The organism is Gilliamella sp. ESL0232 (assembly GCF_013346885.1).
In the GTDB taxonomy this organism is placed as follows: Bacteria; Pseudomonadota; Gammaproteobacteria; order Enterobacterales; family Orbaceae; genus Gilliamella; species Gilliamella bombi.
The window spans coordinates 127397-143014 of the sequence record NZ_JAAEDW010000006.1 but is presented as its reverse complement, the minus strand read 5'-3'; the positions used below and the strand labels follow the sequence as shown (position 1 = coordinate 143014).

The window sequence follows — 15618 nt, the reverse complement described above, 5'->3', positions numbered from 1 at the left end:
GACTATTCTTCTTCAATTTTAAAATTCGATATTTCCTCAATGCGTTTTTTACATTTTCCAAAAATGTCTTTTAGTGTAGTTTTATGATTAACTGAAGCTGGTATTGCCGTAATTAATTGACTTATCTTAACCAGTTCAATATCTGAAGGTAAATTTGCAAGCTTCTGTTTTAATATATTAATCGTTTGTGGATGTGGATGGCCAATAACAATAGCAACACCATTTTTTCGAGCCAATTTTACAGCCAAATCAAATTGCAAGCTAATAGCACTTTCTTTTTGTTGAGCATCTAAAAATACATCACGCGTTAATACTGGGATGTTATAGTAGCTAGCAGCTTTTTTTATTTGAGTCTTACCGATTGTTTTACTATCTAAAAAAAACATCGAATATTGACTTAATGCTTTCATAACTTTTATCATACCAGTAAGATCTGCTGTCATCAAACTTCCCATATGATTATTAGCTCCAATAGCATAAGGCACTTGTTCAACAGCATTTGTCACTATTCGGTTTACTTCAGCTTCATCCATCGAAGGAAATAGAGTGTCTTTTTCTAGTGGCTGTTTACCTAATGGAGCCATAGGTAAGTGAATTAACACATCATTACCATTATTATGGGCTATAGTTGCAATACGTTTAGCATTAGGCGAATTTGGTAAAACTGCAATAGTAATATTAGGAGAAAATGAAATTATTTGCTCTTCATTATGCTGGCGATAGCCAAAATCATCAATGACTATTGCAAGTTTTGCTGCCCATATATAGTTGGAATTTAGCACTAAGAAAATGATAAAAAAAAGGTTAATAAAACAACGCATTACTTTAACCACTCTCTCGGATCAAGTGCCTTACCATCACGGCGAATCTCAAAATATAAAGCAGATATGTTTTTCCCACCACTTGAACCAACCAATGCAATAGGTTGGTCAATATGAATCTTATCACCCACCTCAACTAAAATACGCTGGTTATAACCATATAAACTCATATCACCTTTACCATGATCTAATGCAACAACAAAACCATAACCTTGTAACCAACTAGCCAAGATGACCCGTCCACCAGCAATGGCTTTAACTTGAGCACCATCTTTAGCATTAATCACCATCCCTTTCCAACGTAGCTCACCTTGGAGTGATTCTCCAAATTGATGTACAATATTACCATTCACTGGCCAATTAAACTGATGTTGTGGCTTACCAATACCACTTACGCGAGCCATTAATGCTAGCTCATCAGGATTAGGAGTATAACGAGAATTATTCTGCTTTTCTTCAATATATTTTGCTTGTTTTGCTTCTTCTTCTGCAATACGTCTATTTTTACGTTCAGCTTGAGCAATTTTAGCCTGTAGTTTAGCTTCATTATTACGCAAGTCGGTTAATTTTTGTTGATTTAATTGCATCAATGATTCAAGAGAATTTATCGTGTTTTGTCGATTTTGACGATTTTTTTCAAGTCCTACTTGTTGTTCTTTCTGTTTAATTTGTAATTCTTTATGCAAAACTTGTTTTTTTTGTAACTCAATTTTCTTCTCGATCAATTGGGTTTGAGTATCTTGAAGATTGTGAATTTGCTGTTGTCGTGCTTGATTAATGTAGCTGTAATAAGCAATTATACGATCATTACGTTCGCTCTTTTCGCCCGAAAAAATTAACTCCAAACCAGTTGTTTTGCCTAGTTTAAATGCACTTTCGAGCTGCTTTGATAATATAATTCGTTGATGTTTTTGTTTTATAGTTAATATATCAATTTGTTCAATCAACTTATTGATTTCTTGATCGAGTTTCTTAAGTGATAAGTCATTCTTTTCAATTGAGGTTAGAAGGTTAGCTATTTTGGTTTCTTGTTCTTTAAGATTATTAACCAACTGATTACGCTCTTCTTTTTGTTGTGCTAAACGTTTTTCTTGTTCTTCAATAGCGTGACGTAAAGATTGAAGTTGCTGATTATCATTAGCATATAAAAAACTAATCTTTATTAATCCAACAAAAACAATAACAATAATTTTCTGATAAACAGACATGGCGTTTATATTTATGATTTATAACCAAACAATAATGATAGTATCACTATACCGATAAATGGACCAAGATGCAAAATGAAACCCACACACAAAGTAAGATGATTTGTTTTTTTAATAAAAAATTAGTTTGTTTTGTATCTCATTTCTGAACGGAAAAATGTTTATTATTAAAGTGATCTACCCGCGACTTTACTAATTTTGAATACAGGTCGAATTCACAATAAACGAACACATAACAACATACTAAAAGCTATTTATTGCGATAATACAGTCGTTGAGCTTTTCTTATACACTTAAAACATATATTATTCATGTTGTTACTAAAATGAGGAACCTGACTAATAACATTATGAATATATTTAAGTTTATTATAATCGTATACACCACAACTGAAGGTAAGTTATCGCCAGTCCAATATAGGCAACAATATTACCAGAATAACAAAATAATAGAGGTGGTATGTACGAAGCAATCAGAAGATCCATGACACCTACTCATAACCAAATCAAAAACCTCAAAAGGAGTCATTAATGCAAGATAACAATAAAATATCAGATGATGAATTGAATCTAATAATTCAGCGATGTGAAAAAGCAACAAAGGGACCATGGATATCATATGTAGAAGGTAGAGATCATACTAGTGGCTCAAATTTTATTCTCACAGGAATTGAATGTAATCGTAGAAAAAATATTGAACTTATTGGTGGAACAATAGATGATCAAGAATTTATTGCACACGCACGACAAGATATTCCAAAATTAATTAATGAAATTAAAAGGCTAAAAAAAATAATCATTAAAAATAAGCAATAAATATGATCGTTTTTTGATTCTATATTTGGGCTATACGTATTTATTTAAAAATTAATCAGTTTTTATTAACAATAATATTTATAAATTAACAATATCAAATAAAAGATTATTTTTCTTATATAATAAATTAAAACGATAAGGTAATATCACATATATACACTATGTAATATTTTAATTTACATCAAAAAGATGGAAATTTTGGTATTAATATAAAATGTTTCATCATTTTATTTTTTATAACAAAAAAAGATAAATCACAACAATGACTAAGCCTTAATACTTATACATGAGCAATATTTTAGGAGTTAGAATGCTTAAATCAAAATATAATGTTCCAAAAAATATTGATAAACGTATTTCAAAGTTACAGTTAAAAATAGATTCAAACAATTCTTATATTGATTTTTTGAAAAAATATAATGTAGTTGTTTTTGATACTGAGGTTAATTTTGACTACTGTATTGATTGTGATGGAGAATCATTGCCATTAGAAATTATTTTGGGTTTTTCAAAAGAAAATAGAGAAGATTTATTGGCTACTAACGATACATATCTGAATAGAATACCTGAGGATTATTTTGCTGTAGCAACACTTAATTATGGCGATCTACTTTGCTTAAGCCCAAATGGCGAAGTTTATTATTGGGATCATGAAGTTAATGATCTTTATTTTGATATGTCTGTAAAAAATGGTTATCTAGAACAAAATACTAATCTGAAGTTTGTTGCAAATTCGTTTGATGCATTTTTATCAATGATTATTAAAAGTGAAGTTGAAGATGATTATAATCCTGATGAAGATGAATATAATAACCCTAACATTCCTTTTCCTGATGAAGCATTACCTTCAATGCTCAAATATTCAAAGGTTTTTTTTACAGCATCAGAAAATAGACTTAAAATTTATTTAAAAAAACTGGAGTTATCTGAAAAAGGTCGCGAAGTACTTGCCAAATTTAAAGAAGAAGGTCTTTTGTAGAAATAGCGTCAGTTAAAAATCGAAGCAGTATTTTTCAAAGAAATATATAATAATTTCAATAGAGTAATTTTTTGGTTAGATGGCGTCTACTAATTATTTTATATCCGATTAAGTTTTATATATTTAATCACCATATGTGACAGTTAATTCTGTCACCTTTTTCTATAATACATTAATTGTAGGATTTACTAGCGTTGTTTACAGTAATTTGAGAAATTACTGTAATGAATATACATAAAAAAAACAAAACTAACGCCTTATCACAGACAAGAGATATGGCGCTTATATCATAAAGAAAAAATAACGGTCACTGATTTGGCAAAACGCTTTATGCTCAGTCGGCCTACCATTTATAATGTACTAAAGAAAGCCCGATTGAAGATAAATTAAAACGGCAAGCTAAACGCTATAACAAAACCTATCCGGGAGAAATGCTACACGTTGATACCAAACGTTTACCTTTACTTAAAAATGAAACGAAACAGCAAACTAGAGAATATTTATTTGTCGGTATTGATGATTTTTCACGTGAGCTTTATGCGGGTATTTACCCTGATAAATCCCAATTTAGCGCGGCACAATTTTTACAAAACGATGTGTTAACCCAATGTCCTTATACTATTGAATGTGTTTATTCCGATAATGGACGTGAATATCAAGGCACCAGCGAACACTTATTTGTTAAAACGTGTAACAACCACCGTATTAATCAAAAATTCACCAAACCCGCCTGCCCACAAACGAATGGCAAAGCCGAAAGAGTGATACGAACTTTGAATTGCGATGTGGCATAATCAGCATATATTTAGCGATTCAAAAGATAGAAAACAAAAACTGAAACGCTTTATTAATTTTTATAATACCGTTAAACCACATAAAGCGATTTCAGGGAAAACGCCTTATGAGTTTTTAGAGGATTATTTTAACCATGAAGTGTAAACAACTCTGCGTTTTCCTACACATTAATTATTACATGTTTCTATTTTCTAACCAACTTTTCACAGGCAAAAGATATGGCACCTTGATCCTCGCCAAAAAAGTGGACAAAAGTCACCTCTATGATATAAACAAAAATCATAGGAGACAAATATCATGGTCAAAAAATTTAGTATCGAATTCAAACAACAATCAGTGGATTATGCGTTATCTAATGCACACCTTTCTATCAGCGAACTTGCCAATCATCTAGGTGTGGGTAAATCAACCCTAGATAAATGGATTAGGCAACTTTCCCCGAATAAAACTAGCCGTCGAGAGTTAACCGCTGAGCAACAGCGGATTATGGCGTTAGAAAAAGAGATTAAAGAACTGAAAATGGCTAATGATATACTAAAAAAGGCGCATGTGCATATCATCAACAATCCAAGTCGGTGAAGTACACTTATATGAAAAATCATTTAACCAGCTATCCGGTTACTAGGATATGCTCATTACTTGGTGTCAGTTCATCGGGTTATTATGCTTGGTTAAAAAGAGCAAACAAATCAGCTAAACTCAGCGAGTATATCCAAAAGCAGTATTGGCAACATAAAGCTCGTTTGGGTGCGCCAAGCCTGCTTCATGATGCAAGGGAAGCGGGCTATCAAGTTTCAGAAAGGACAATTAGCCGTGTTTTGCAACAATGGGGATTACTTAGTTTAAGATTGCATAGTAAAGCAGCACGTAAATTCAAGTATAAAACAGATATGGCTCATCGCAATATTGCGCCCAACACGTTAGATAGGCAATTTAACCCTGATAAGCCTAATAAAACATGGGTAACCGATATTACTTATATTAAAACGGGTGAAGGTTGGTTATATTTGTCGGTGATTATCGATTTATATGGACGAAAAGTGATTGCTAGGCAAACCAGTCGCTACATAGACCGCCATTTAGTGTGTAATACATTAAAACAAGCTTTATTTCGGCGTCAATTTCCTAAAAATGTACTCATTCATAGTGACCAAGGAAGCCAATATTGCAGTGCTGATTTCAAGCAATTATTGTTACAATATGGGCTAAGGCAAAGCATGAGTCGAAGAGGCAACTGCTTTGATAATGCGATTGTTGAAAGTTTTTTCCATACACTCAAAACCCATATTATTCATGACTGTTACTATAAAACGAGGAAGCAGGCTAATAAAGCACTATTTGAATATATTGAAATCTATTATAATCGGATACGCCGTCATTCAGCCAATGGCTGGGTATCACCTGAACAATATGAACAACAATATTACCAAAACGAAAAAATGATAGAGGCGGGCACTGTCTAATATTTTGGCTAGGATCACCTATATCATAAAGAAAAAATAACTGTCACTGATTTGGCTAAACGCTATAACAAAACTTATCCGAGCGAAAGGCTACATGTTAACAACCTTTATTTAAAAACAAAATACGTGAGAATATTTATTCGTTGGTATTGATGATTATTCACATGAGCTCTATGCGGGCATTTACTCCCATAAATCCCAATTTAATGCAGCACAATTTTTACAAAATAATTTTGTTAGCCCAATACCCACATTGAATGCCCCTTATCCTGGATACAGACGTGAACCAGTAAAGCGCAGTTGAGCACCTATTTGTTAAAACGAGTAATAAGCAAAAATTGACTAAACCAGCCTACCCACAAACACATGAGAAGGTAGAAAAGATGATACGAACTTTGAATTGAGGTATAGCATAATCAACAAATATATCAAAAAGCTGTATTGGTGGCATAAAACGTGCTTGGTTACTCCTAATCTGCTTTATGAGGTTATGGAGTACAAAATATCAAGTTTCAAACAGGAAGATAAGCCGTATTTTACAACAATAAAAAGACAATGTTAAATATGGTTTTATAAATCTATTTTGGCTGAGCTATTAAAATTACCCCAGCAGAAACTGGGGATTAATCAATGAGCGATTTATTGCTTATAGGAAGATAGAAAGTGAGCAAATCTTCCAATAGCCTCTTCAAGTTGGCCAGAATGAGGCAAAGCAACAATTCTAACGTGATCCGGTTTATGCCAATTAAAGCCAGTTCCTTGTACAAGTAATACTTTTTCTTGTAACAAAAAATCTAATACGAGTTTTTGGTCGTTATGGATGTTGAATTTTTTCTGATCTAATTTTGGAAATAGATACAAGGCACCTTGTGGTTTAGTACATGAAACCCCAGGGATTTCATTAAGTAAACGCCATGCCAACATACATTGATCATATAAGCGACCTCCAGGAACAATAAATTCATTGATGCTTTGGTAGCCTCCTAGCGCTCCTTGAATAGCATGTTGTAATGGCACATTAGCACATAAACGCATTGAAGCTAGCATATTTAAGCCTTCAATATAGCCTTTTACATGGTTTTTGGGGCCACAAAGCGCCATCCAGCCTTGCCTAAAACCAGCAACTCGATAAGTTTTTGATAGGCCACACATGGTAATGACAAATAAATCGGGGGCCAATGCAGCAATTGAATAATGCACTGCATCATCATATAAAATTTTATCGTAAATCTCATCAGCGAAGATGATTAGGTTATTTTGACGAGCGATTTCAGCGATCTCAAGTAATACTTCTTTACTATAAACAGCGCCTGTCGGGTTGTTAGGATTAATAATTACTATTCCTTTAGTGTTTGGAGTTATTTTCCGTTTAATATCTTCAATATCAGGTGACCAATTTGATTCTTCATCGCAAAGATAGTGCACAGCACTACCTCCAGACAAACTAATAGCTGCTGTCCATAATGGGTAATCAGGCATAGGTACGAGTATTTCATCTCCACTATTTAGTAAGGCCTGCATGGATTGAACGATTAATTCTGATACACCATTACCGATGTAAATATCTTCAACATCTAAACTATTAATTCCGCGAGCTTGATAATACTGCATGATTGCTTTACGAGCAGAATAAAGGCCTTTAGAATCGGAATATCCTTGTGAGGAAGGTAAGTTTCTAATCACATCAATTAATAATTCGTCAGGCGCAGCAAAACCGAACGGCGCTGGGTTTCCAATATTGAGTTTCAGGATAGTTTGACCTTCTTCTTCCAGTCGTTTTGCATGCTCTAGAATTGGACCACGGATATCGTAACAAACATGATCCAATTTTGTGGATTTTGAGAAATTTACCATAAGTTGCTCTTTTTAGTTCTTGTATTGATATTTTTACTGAAAAAAACAATCTACTCCTATTTCGATAATTTTTGAAGATGCTATTATAGTTAGCTCAATAAATATTATTTAATTGTCTATTTTTTGTGCGGAGGAGTGTTATGAAAACCATTTTAACGGTAATTGGTAAAGATCAAACAGGTATTATTGCTGGTATTAGCCAAAAGTTATATGAATTAGATATTAATATTTTAGATGTCAGCCAAACTATTATGGATGAGTATTTTACGATGATTATGTTACTTGACCTATCTAAAATTAATGTGTCATTTGATGAAGTAAAAACTGTGTTGATGCAAACAGGTAAAAATCTAAAAGTTAAAGTTAATCTTCAAAGAGAAGAAATTTTTGATGCTATGCATCGTTTATAATATTAATTCTATATTTTAATAAAAGGATAATACTAATGGAAACAAAACAGATCCTCGAAACCATTAAAATGATTGAGGAAGAAAAACTTGATATCCGTACAATAACCATGGGTATTTCTCTTCTTGATTGTATAGATAGTGATGGTGAAAAAGCACGCCAAAAGATTTATAACAAAATTACACATCTGGCAAAAGATCTTGTTAAAGTAGGTGATCAGATTACTTCAGAATTCGGTATTCCAATAATCAATAAGCGTATTTCTGTTACGCCAATATCTTTAATTGCCGGTGCTAGTGATGATAAAGATTATGTAGCGTTTGCTAAAACTTTGGACGAAGCGGCCAAAGCAGTTGGTGTTAACTTTATTGGTGGATTTTCAGCACTGGTACAAAAAGGTTACCATAAAGGAGATGAAATTTTAATTAAATCAATTCCCCAAGCACTTGCACAGACTGAACGAGTTTGCTCTTCGGTAAATGTTGGCTCTACACAAACGGGGATCAACATGGATGCAGTAAAGCAAATGGGAAATGTCATCAAAGAAGCCGCGCAATTAACAGCTGATAATAGTAGCATGGCCTGTGCTAAGTTAGTTGTGTTTGCTAATGCTGTTGAAGATAATCCATTTATGGCAGGTGCCTTTCATGGCGTAGGGGAAGCTGATTGCGTCATTAACGTTGGTGTCAGTGGTCCTGGTGTAGTTAAGCGAGCACTTGAAAAAGTCAAAGGTCAGCCATTTGATGTTGTAGCTGAGACTATCAAAAAAACTGCATTTAAAATTACTCGTATGGGGCAACTAGTTGGTAAAGAGGCTTCTGAACGTTTAGGCGTTAAATTTGGTATTGTCGATTTATCGTTAGCTCCAACCCCAGCAATTGGTGATTCGGTTGCACACATTTTAGAAGAAATGGGATTAGAAGCAGTTGGTACACACGGTACAACTGCAGCACTAGCTATGCTAAACGATGCGGTTAAAAAAGGTGGAGTAATGGCTTGTGGCCATGTTGGCGGATTAAGCGGTGCATTTATCCCTGTTTCGGAAGATGCAGGTATGATTGATGCTGTAAATAACGGTGCACTTAATCTTGAAAAACTAGAAGCAATGACCTGTGTTTGTTCTGTTGGACTGGATATGATTGCAATTCCAGGCGATACGCCAGCTGAAACTATTTCGGCGATCATTGCAGATGAGGCTGCAATAGGGGTGATTAACCACAAAACAACAGCGGTGCGAATTATTCCAGCCGAGGGATTAAAAGTAGGAGATAACATTGAATTTGGTGGTTTACTTGGCCATGCTCCCGTTATGTCAGTAAACAAATTTAGTTCATGTGATTTTATTAATCGAGGTGGAAGAATTCCCGCTCCAATTCATTCATTTAAAAACTAATATATTTATTTTAAATGAATATTTTCCCTTACTCCGTCTACAGCAAGGTAGGCGGATTATCGCTATAAATAATGAATATTCCTTATTTCATGAATTGGTGGCTTTTATTCGGGTATCTATTATCAAGGCTGCTTTTCTTGCCATAATAATTTTAAGTATATAATTTTTAATTATATAGTATTTGTACTTAAGTATATACCTAAAAGATGTGGTTTAAGATGTGGTTTAAAATGTACCTTACTGATACTTAATGGGCAATAAAATAGACTTTAAGGCTTGTTATTACTGGGTTTGGTGTGCTTTGCAGGGTTTAAAAGAATGTTGCTGTTTATTGATTTGGTGCTGGGCGGGGACTTGAAATGATCTTATTAAAGCCTTTTCAATAAAGGGTTTTGCTTTTTCTTTATTGAAGAAATAGTCCCAAGCATAGTCCCAAAATAAAAAGTGACCCCCAATATTAGGTATTTTAATCTTGCCAAATTGAAAGGTTAAAAATTGGTTTTAGAATTTTGACGGTGTAAAAATTTATCTAGGTGAGTGGTATTCGTTAATTATATTTTAGATTTTTTATACCTCCTCCCCATAAAAATAAAATTTAATAAAAAAGTATGCACGGTGTTCACTACTTGCTTGAATCCTTATCCTAAAAGGGTTTGAGTGGTGTATACTTAAATGTTTACTATTCACAAGTGTACACTTTAGGTATTCACTCAATAAAAAACCGCCAATTAGGGCGGTCTTATTTTAGTGGCTCAATTTGAGCTACTAGTTAGGATCTTCGGCTTTAGGTAGCCAATCTTTACACATATCTGGGTTTATTTCTAAATTAGTTTTTACCCCTATATTAGTTCGTTTTTTAATGTACGCCTTTCTATGTTCTTTTATGGCGTAATTTAATGATAAACCGAACCCACTCAAGGACAATGGATTATTAAGCCCTGTATTGCGCACATACTCAATATAAGCATGATATAAATATTTTTTAGGGTTAAATGGTATTATGCCTAAATTACCCATAAGCATACCATTAGGATGATCCAGCACATCAAGATAACTACAAAAATCTACCAAGTGGTCGGATTCACGTTTAATCGCCGTCGCTTCGTCTGATTGTTGTTGCTGGTGTAGTCTTTCTTTAGCTTCTGTTGGATTGATAAACTCATTTAATAGCAACCTCACAATTGAGGGGAGCTCTTGCTCTATTTTGCTAACCAAGTTTAAATCTCGCTCTTTTTCAGGGATGACCTCGCCAAAGTGAAAGATAACCCTACGCCGTGATATACCTCCATTTCGTTCGTTAAATCTCATTGCCTCGTTATTGATAACCAAGACTACCGCAGGGATTTTACAAGAATAGGGTTGCTTGTGTTTTGGGTCTATTGCTACTTCATCACCGCCAGTAATTGCTTTTAATCCTGCACCACTGCCCATATAACGCGGTTGGTCGGGTAATATGACTAATGAGTAACCCACGATTAAGGCTCTGTCCCTTGCCTTTTCTAATGCGTCCATAGTGCCTATTACAGTATTGTTTTTACCTGATAACATCGTCGCAATTTCAGCAAAAACACTTTTACCGCTACCGCCTGCGCCTGTAACCTCTAAGAATAATTGCCAGTCATGGCGATTAGCCAATATCATATATAGCGCAGCCAAGATATTTTTAGCCTTATCTTGATTGCCTGATGCTCTTTTTAGCCATTTAGCGAAGTTTGGCGCGTGAGTATCAAAAGATTCATTTTCTTTGGCAGGGTAGTAATCAATATCATTACTGACTAATAACCAATCTTGCTTATTGTGAGGTCTAAAGGTTTGGCTTTTTAGCTCATATACGCCATTTTTAAAGCAGATTAAATCTTTCTGAGGTGTTCCCATTATAGGCAGTGATAACCTGAGCGATTCAACCGCTGAGCTAATTCGCATAGGGTTAAAAGGTTCGCCTGATTGAGTGAATAAATCGGCTAGTGTTCGCATTAATAGTTTATCGCTTATAGGTTGCCATGCGTTATCTTGATAGTGATAGATTTCATCGGTAGTAAGATTAATTGCAAGGTTATTATCATAATATTGATTGAGCAGTTCAGCCCGTTGACTTGATGCCATTTGCGATAGGTTCATACTTGATAACTCGTTTTGCATGTTAAGTTTTGTCACGGTGGGTAACTCTGGTTTTATGAGGTTTTTATTAAAATGAGCCAAAGCGTTATCGCTTCCAAGTTGTTGCCTATAATCATCCCAATCACATTTATAATCTGTATCAGGAACGGAGTAATAACCATTTACCGCTTGAGCTGCTTCTATTGCTTTAGCTAAGCCCGTATTAGGGCTTTGACCAATATCGTTATCACCTGCGATAATGATTTTAGCGGTAAGATTTAACTCACGAATGTCTTTAGCTACATGAATAAGATTGCCTGCGTCAATGGCGGATATAACAGTAGACTGTTGGCGGAATTCCGCTATCGATATCCCTGTAGCCAAACCCTCACAGATAATAATTTCATTGTGTGCGAGCAAATTTGCGCACACCTCAGCAGGTCTGCTCAATATTGAGCGCACTAATATAAAAGCACTTTTCTTATTTGAGCCTTTCATTAAATGCTTACTGCCGTCAGGCTTGATAAATTGACCACCTGCGTATTCATTATGAAGATTCAGCATGGGCACAAAAATGCGCCCGTTATCTAACAAGGGTAAATCAAAGGTTAACCCTTTCTTGGTCAGGTATTGAGGTTGCCCTAATGTTGCTTTAGATAGCAAATACTCAACCTTTTTACATACGGGATTATCTGGTATGTTATTGTTATGCAATTGTTTGGAATCTATATTCCTAAATGCGAGATTTTCCCGTATTTGGTTATTCTGATTAGACAGATTTAAACATTCCGCTACTTTATTTGATGCTTCTTTAGCGTCACATTGATAATAGTTTTTGATAAGCTCTAAGCCGTCACCACTACCACACTGGTTACAGATATAAGTACCTCTACCATTTTGGTTATCAAATCTAAATCTATCCTTACCCCCACAGACAGGGCAAGGGCAATGCTTGCCATTACCCACTTCAATACCTAATGATTGAAAGATATAATCCCATTTATCTACGGCTTGGGCTGTAATTTCATTGATTTTCATTACATCCCCCTTAATGAATTATCGCGTTAGATTCAGCTTTGATATCTTCGGCTAAATCAATAAATAACGTTGCAAGCATTTCTTGCCCGAATTGCGTTAGTGCCATAGGTTTATCGTCACTTTCGGCGTACATCTTTTTTAATAGTCCATAGGTACGATTTAATCCCTCACTTTCGCCAAAGTCTTCAATCAAGCATTCTTCAAGACTAACTTTTAACCCTAAAACAATTAAATCTTTATCAATATCAATCTTGATACCGTCATGAATAAACACCTTGGCACCGTTTTTATTAATCTGCTCAATTAAAAATAAGCCTGCTATAATCGCCATAGTAGAATCAACGATACTATGATGAATTGCTGTTACTTCTTGCTGATTATCCATGATTTACCCCCTTAATTTGTGTCATGTATCGCCTAACTTCGGGCGGTAGTCGCTTGGTGACATCGGCGAGTAAGTTAGGGATTTCATCCTTGCCAAAAGAAAATAGTGCTACATATTTGCCATTTTTAAGCCTTAATGCGGTAATAGTGCCGTCATCGTTATGGACAAAATCAAACTCTTTCATTCTTTGCCTCCTTGTGCTCGGTTTCGCTTCTAAATAGCTTTTTAGAATCGTTAATCAAGTCTGATACAGCATCAAGGGCATAGGCGCGTAACTCATCATTAATTGGCGTATCCGAATCACAATCCACCATTAAAAGCGTGGTGATAGCGTTGGCTTGTCCTAGTTTTGTATTGATAGTATTTATTGCGTCCAGTGAGATGTTAGCCATTATTCTTATCCTCCGTTAACCCGTACTCTTGTAACTCATCAAAAGCTTGCTCTACTAAATCAACGATAACCCACAGTAAATTACTCATATCGGTTTGTTCGATAAAAGGCTCGTCATATCCTGCGCACTTATAGTTAGTATTATCTAAGGCAATTTTAGCCATGCTCCGAACTTGAATAAGTTTTGTTTCGATGTTATTTAATATCTGAAAGTTATTATTGCTCATAGTGATAACCTCCAAAGCTTCTGGCTCTTTCAATAACTGGATATAAGCGAATTCTGGCAATAAAGATAAGGGATGATTTGCCTAAGCTCTTGCGTGCTTGGCGTTCGGTTGTTGCCGTTATTTGGACTACTTGAGCCATTGATAGGTCATAGAATTTAAATAGTTTGGATTGTCTTGCGCATAGGTGTGCGCTATCATAGCGGTTAGCCATAATCATTACCTCATTTAATGTTATTGTGGTTAGATGCCTCGATAGTGTTACAGCACTTCGGGGCATTGCTGTTTTTAACCTAATAAACTTATCAGGTGTGTGCTCACTATATTTTATGGTGTAGGCACACGTCAAGCCTTTTTTATTATTTAGTGATCGTGTATAGTGTCTGCACACTAATAAGCATCTTTTAGGTATAAAAATGGCTACAGGTAACAAAAATAATAAATCGGATAGAAAAGCAATCCGCTTCCCCCATGAATTAATAGAGCGAATAGACGAGCAATCCAAGAAAGAAAATACTAACTTTTCCGCTTGGGTTATTGCTACTTGTCGCGAAAAACTAGCTAAACTAGATAAGAAATAATCTTTTAACTTAATGCCACTGATTGGTGGTTTTTGTTTTCCCATTCTCCTTTTTATGGACTCAAGAAACCTACTTTTTAAAAAACACCCCATGCAATGATTAGTACGCATTAAAAAAACGGTTTTCACTGCGTACTTAGTGCGTACTTTTACACTTGTTTCCACTGAAATAGGCTTTTTTGACTGGAAACTAGAATTATTGCCAACCAAGAAGAATGATTTCACCTTTTGGATGGCGTTAATTCCGTTAAAATAGCAATTTAAGCGATTATTTGGGGCTTGGGTATACTGTCCTATAGCTAAGGCGTTAAATGAGTGTATAGTCATCATAATTAAGCCACCTTACCCAATAACCGAATCATGTAGCTTTGTGATAACTTGATGAGTTCTGCTTTTCGTTTTTCATAATTCCAACCCATATCTATTAACGTGATATTGGATTTCTCAAGGTAAGCTAAGTGATTAAGCTGTTCTTCAGTGATATGGTCGCGAATATCACCCGTGAGATTATGAGCTTTTCGGTAAGCCTTTGCTGTCATGCCAAGTACAATACGATTAATCATATCAAATTCATTAGTATAGTGATGTGGCTTGGTCTCCTTGCCTAGGGATAATCGTTGTATAGTTAATGCGTCACACATAGGACGGCTATAATCTGCGACTTCTAAACGTGCTTTTAATCGATTAAGTGCTTTCTTTTGGATTGTTGGCGCGATTTCTTTAAGGTGTTCTTCACAACGTATAAAGTACTTTCTTATTGCTCGTCCTTTCTCGTTATTTTCAATCATTGCTAATTCTTTAGCGGTTCCGATTGTAAGGATGTAATCTGTACTTTTACGATCTCCACCTCGCTTAGTTGTCCATTTTATTTGCTGTTCATTATTTGTACTTTGATTCCTGAATTCTGATGAATCAAAGATTAAAAAATCATCATTTTTAATAAGTCCATATTCTTTTATTCTTCCCTTTATCCATGTTGAAAAATCATTTCCTACTTTTAAGTAATTATGTAAAGCCTTTGCGCTAACTGTTTGTTGTAATTTGCCGTTTAATTGCGTTTCTGTTACTGGTACTAAATTATTAAAATCTGTCATAAGTATTACTCCTAACGTGTCGAAAAATCCCTCTTTTAGCTAAATTTAGGCAAAGGGATACCGTCGGCTCAAA

Annotated in this window: 19 protein-coding genes; 9 read left to right on the top strand and 10 right to left on the bottom strand. The window is 34.8% G+C overall.

Annotated features, from left to right (window positions below; genetic code table 11):
- Positions 1-2 precede the first annotated feature (2 nt).
- On the bottom strand, positions 3-821 hold the full coding sequence (locus GYW75_RS07995; RefSeq protein WP_174798965.1) for a divergent polysaccharide deacetylase family protein: 819 nt from the start codon (positions 819-821) through the stop codon (positions 3-5).
- Positions 821-2029, bottom strand: coding sequence for a murein hydrolase activator EnvC (gene envC, locus GYW75_RS07990; RefSeq protein WP_065590652.1), 1209 nt, complete (start codon positions 2027-2029; stop codon positions 821-823). Before envC ends, GYW75_RS07995 begins: the two co-directional genes overlap by 1 nt.
- A gap of 530 nt (positions 2030-2559) precedes the next feature.
- Here envC and GYW75_RS07985 point away from each other — a divergent pair.
- From GYW75_RS07985 to GYW75_RS07970, 6 genes are all read left to right on the top strand, one after another.
- Positions 2560-2844 (top strand): hypothetical protein, encoded by a 285-nt coding sequence (locus GYW75_RS07985; RefSeq protein WP_174798964.1) that lies wholly within the window; start codon positions 2560-2562, stop codon positions 2842-2844.
- 310 nt (positions 2845-3154) lie between these two features.
- Positions 3155-3823, top strand: coding sequence for an SMI1/KNR4 family protein (locus GYW75_RS07980; RefSeq protein WP_174798963.1), 669 nt, complete (start codon positions 3155-3157; stop codon positions 3821-3823).
- A gap of 228 nt (positions 3824-4051) precedes the next feature.
- Entirely contained in the window at positions 4052-4213 is a 162-nt protein-coding gene (locus GYW75_RS12780) for a helix-turn-helix domain-containing protein (RefSeq protein ID WP_446719041.1), read from the top strand.
- A gap of 41 nt (positions 4214-4254) precedes the next feature.
- Positions 4255-4617: a DDE-type integrase/transposase/recombinase gene (locus tag GYW75_RS12365; protein ID WP_202983945.1), complete on the top strand. Its 363-nt coding sequence runs from the start codon at positions 4255-4257 to the stop codon at positions 4615-4617.
- The gene (locus GYW75_RS12775) at positions 4607-4762 is read left to right on the top strand and encodes an integrase core domain-containing protein (RefSeq protein WP_141672665.1); all 156 of its coding nucleotides are present in this window, start codon (positions 4607-4609) and stop codon (positions 4760-4762) included. Before GYW75_RS12365 ends, GYW75_RS12775 begins: the two co-directional genes overlap by 11 nt.
- A gap of 153 nt (positions 4763-4915) precedes the next feature.
- Positions 4916-6081, top strand: a protein-coding gene (locus tag GYW75_RS07970; protein WP_174798962.1) for an IS3 family transposase whose coding sequence is annotated in 2 segments (ribosomal slippage) — positions 4916-5162 and positions 5162-6081 — 1167 coding nt in all. Because the reading frame shifts where the segments join, the coding sequence is not laid out codon by codon here.
- Positions 6082-6720: 639 nt separating this feature from the next.
- Here GYW75_RS07970 and GYW75_RS07965 read toward each other — a convergent pair.
- Positions 6721-7935, bottom strand: a complete 1215-nt coding sequence (locus GYW75_RS07965) for a pyridoxal phosphate-dependent aminotransferase (RefSeq protein ID WP_174798961.1) — start codon at positions 7933-7935, stop codon at positions 6721-6723.
- A gap of 140 nt (positions 7936-8075) precedes the next feature.
- Between GYW75_RS07965 and GYW75_RS07960 the strand changes: the two genes are divergently transcribed.
- Together GYW75_RS07960 and GYW75_RS07955 are read left to right on the top strand one after the other, a co-directional pair.
- Positions 8076-8345: an ACT domain-containing protein gene (locus tag GYW75_RS07960; RefSeq protein ID WP_174798960.1), complete on the top strand. Its 270-nt coding sequence runs from the start codon at positions 8076-8078 to the stop codon at positions 8343-8345.
- 35 nt (positions 8346-8380) lie between these two features.
- Complete coding sequence (locus GYW75_RS07955) at positions 8381-9736, top strand: PFL family protein (RefSeq protein ID WP_174798959.1); 1356 nt, start codon at positions 8381-8383, stop codon at positions 9734-9736.
- 765 nt (positions 9737-10501) lie between these two features.
- On the opposite strand, the gene GYW75_RS07950 is transcribed toward GYW75_RS07955, so the two are convergent.
- From GYW75_RS07950 to GYW75_RS07925, 6 genes are read right to left on the bottom strand one after another with little or no spacing between them, the layout of a single operon-like run.
- On the bottom strand, positions 10502-12871 hold the full coding sequence (locus tag GYW75_RS07950; RefSeq protein ID WP_174798958.1) for a primase-helicase zinc-binding domain-containing protein: 2370 nt from the start codon (positions 12869-12871) through the stop codon (positions 10502-10504).
- Between the two features lie 10 nt (positions 12872-12881).
- A complete protein-coding gene (locus GYW75_RS07945; RefSeq protein ID WP_174798957.1) occupies positions 12882-13256 on the bottom strand; it encodes a hypothetical protein in 375 nt (124 codons plus the stop codon).
- On the bottom strand, positions 13249-13440 hold the full coding sequence (locus tag GYW75_RS07940) for a hypothetical protein (RefSeq protein WP_065627010.1): 192 nt from the start codon (positions 13438-13440) through the stop codon (positions 13249-13251). Before GYW75_RS07940 ends, GYW75_RS07945 begins: the two co-directional genes overlap by 8 nt.
- On the bottom strand, positions 13427-13648 hold the full coding sequence (locus GYW75_RS07935) for a hypothetical protein (protein WP_174798956.1): 222 nt from the start codon (positions 13646-13648) through the stop codon (positions 13427-13429). Before GYW75_RS07935 ends, GYW75_RS07940 begins: the two co-directional genes overlap by 14 nt.
- Positions 13641-13874: a hypothetical protein gene (locus GYW75_RS07930; RefSeq protein ID WP_174798955.1), complete on the bottom strand. Its 234-nt coding sequence runs from the start codon at positions 13872-13874 to the stop codon at positions 13641-13643. Before GYW75_RS07930 ends, GYW75_RS07935 begins: the two co-directional genes overlap by 8 nt.
- Positions 13864-14085, bottom strand: coding sequence for a host cell division inhibitor Icd-like protein (locus tag GYW75_RS07925; protein ID WP_174798954.1), 222 nt, complete (start codon positions 14083-14085; stop codon positions 13864-13866). Before GYW75_RS07925 ends, GYW75_RS07930 begins: the two co-directional genes overlap by 11 nt.
- Positions 14086-14287: 202 nt before the next feature.
- Between GYW75_RS07925 and GYW75_RS07920 the strand changes: the two genes are divergently transcribed.
- On the top strand, positions 14288-14452 hold the full coding sequence (locus tag GYW75_RS07920; RefSeq protein WP_141673729.1) for a YlcI/YnfO family protein: 165 nt from the start codon (positions 14288-14290) through the stop codon (positions 14450-14452).
- 331 nt (positions 14453-14783) lie between these two features.
- Here GYW75_RS07920 and GYW75_RS07915 read toward each other — a convergent pair whose 3' ends face one another.
- Positions 14784-15545 carry an antA/AntB antirepressor family protein gene (locus GYW75_RS07915; protein WP_174798953.1) on the bottom strand — a complete coding sequence of 254 codons (762 nt, stop codon included), beginning with the start codon at positions 15543-15545 and terminating at the stop codon, positions 14784-14786.
- Positions 15546-15618: the final 73 nt, after the last annotated feature.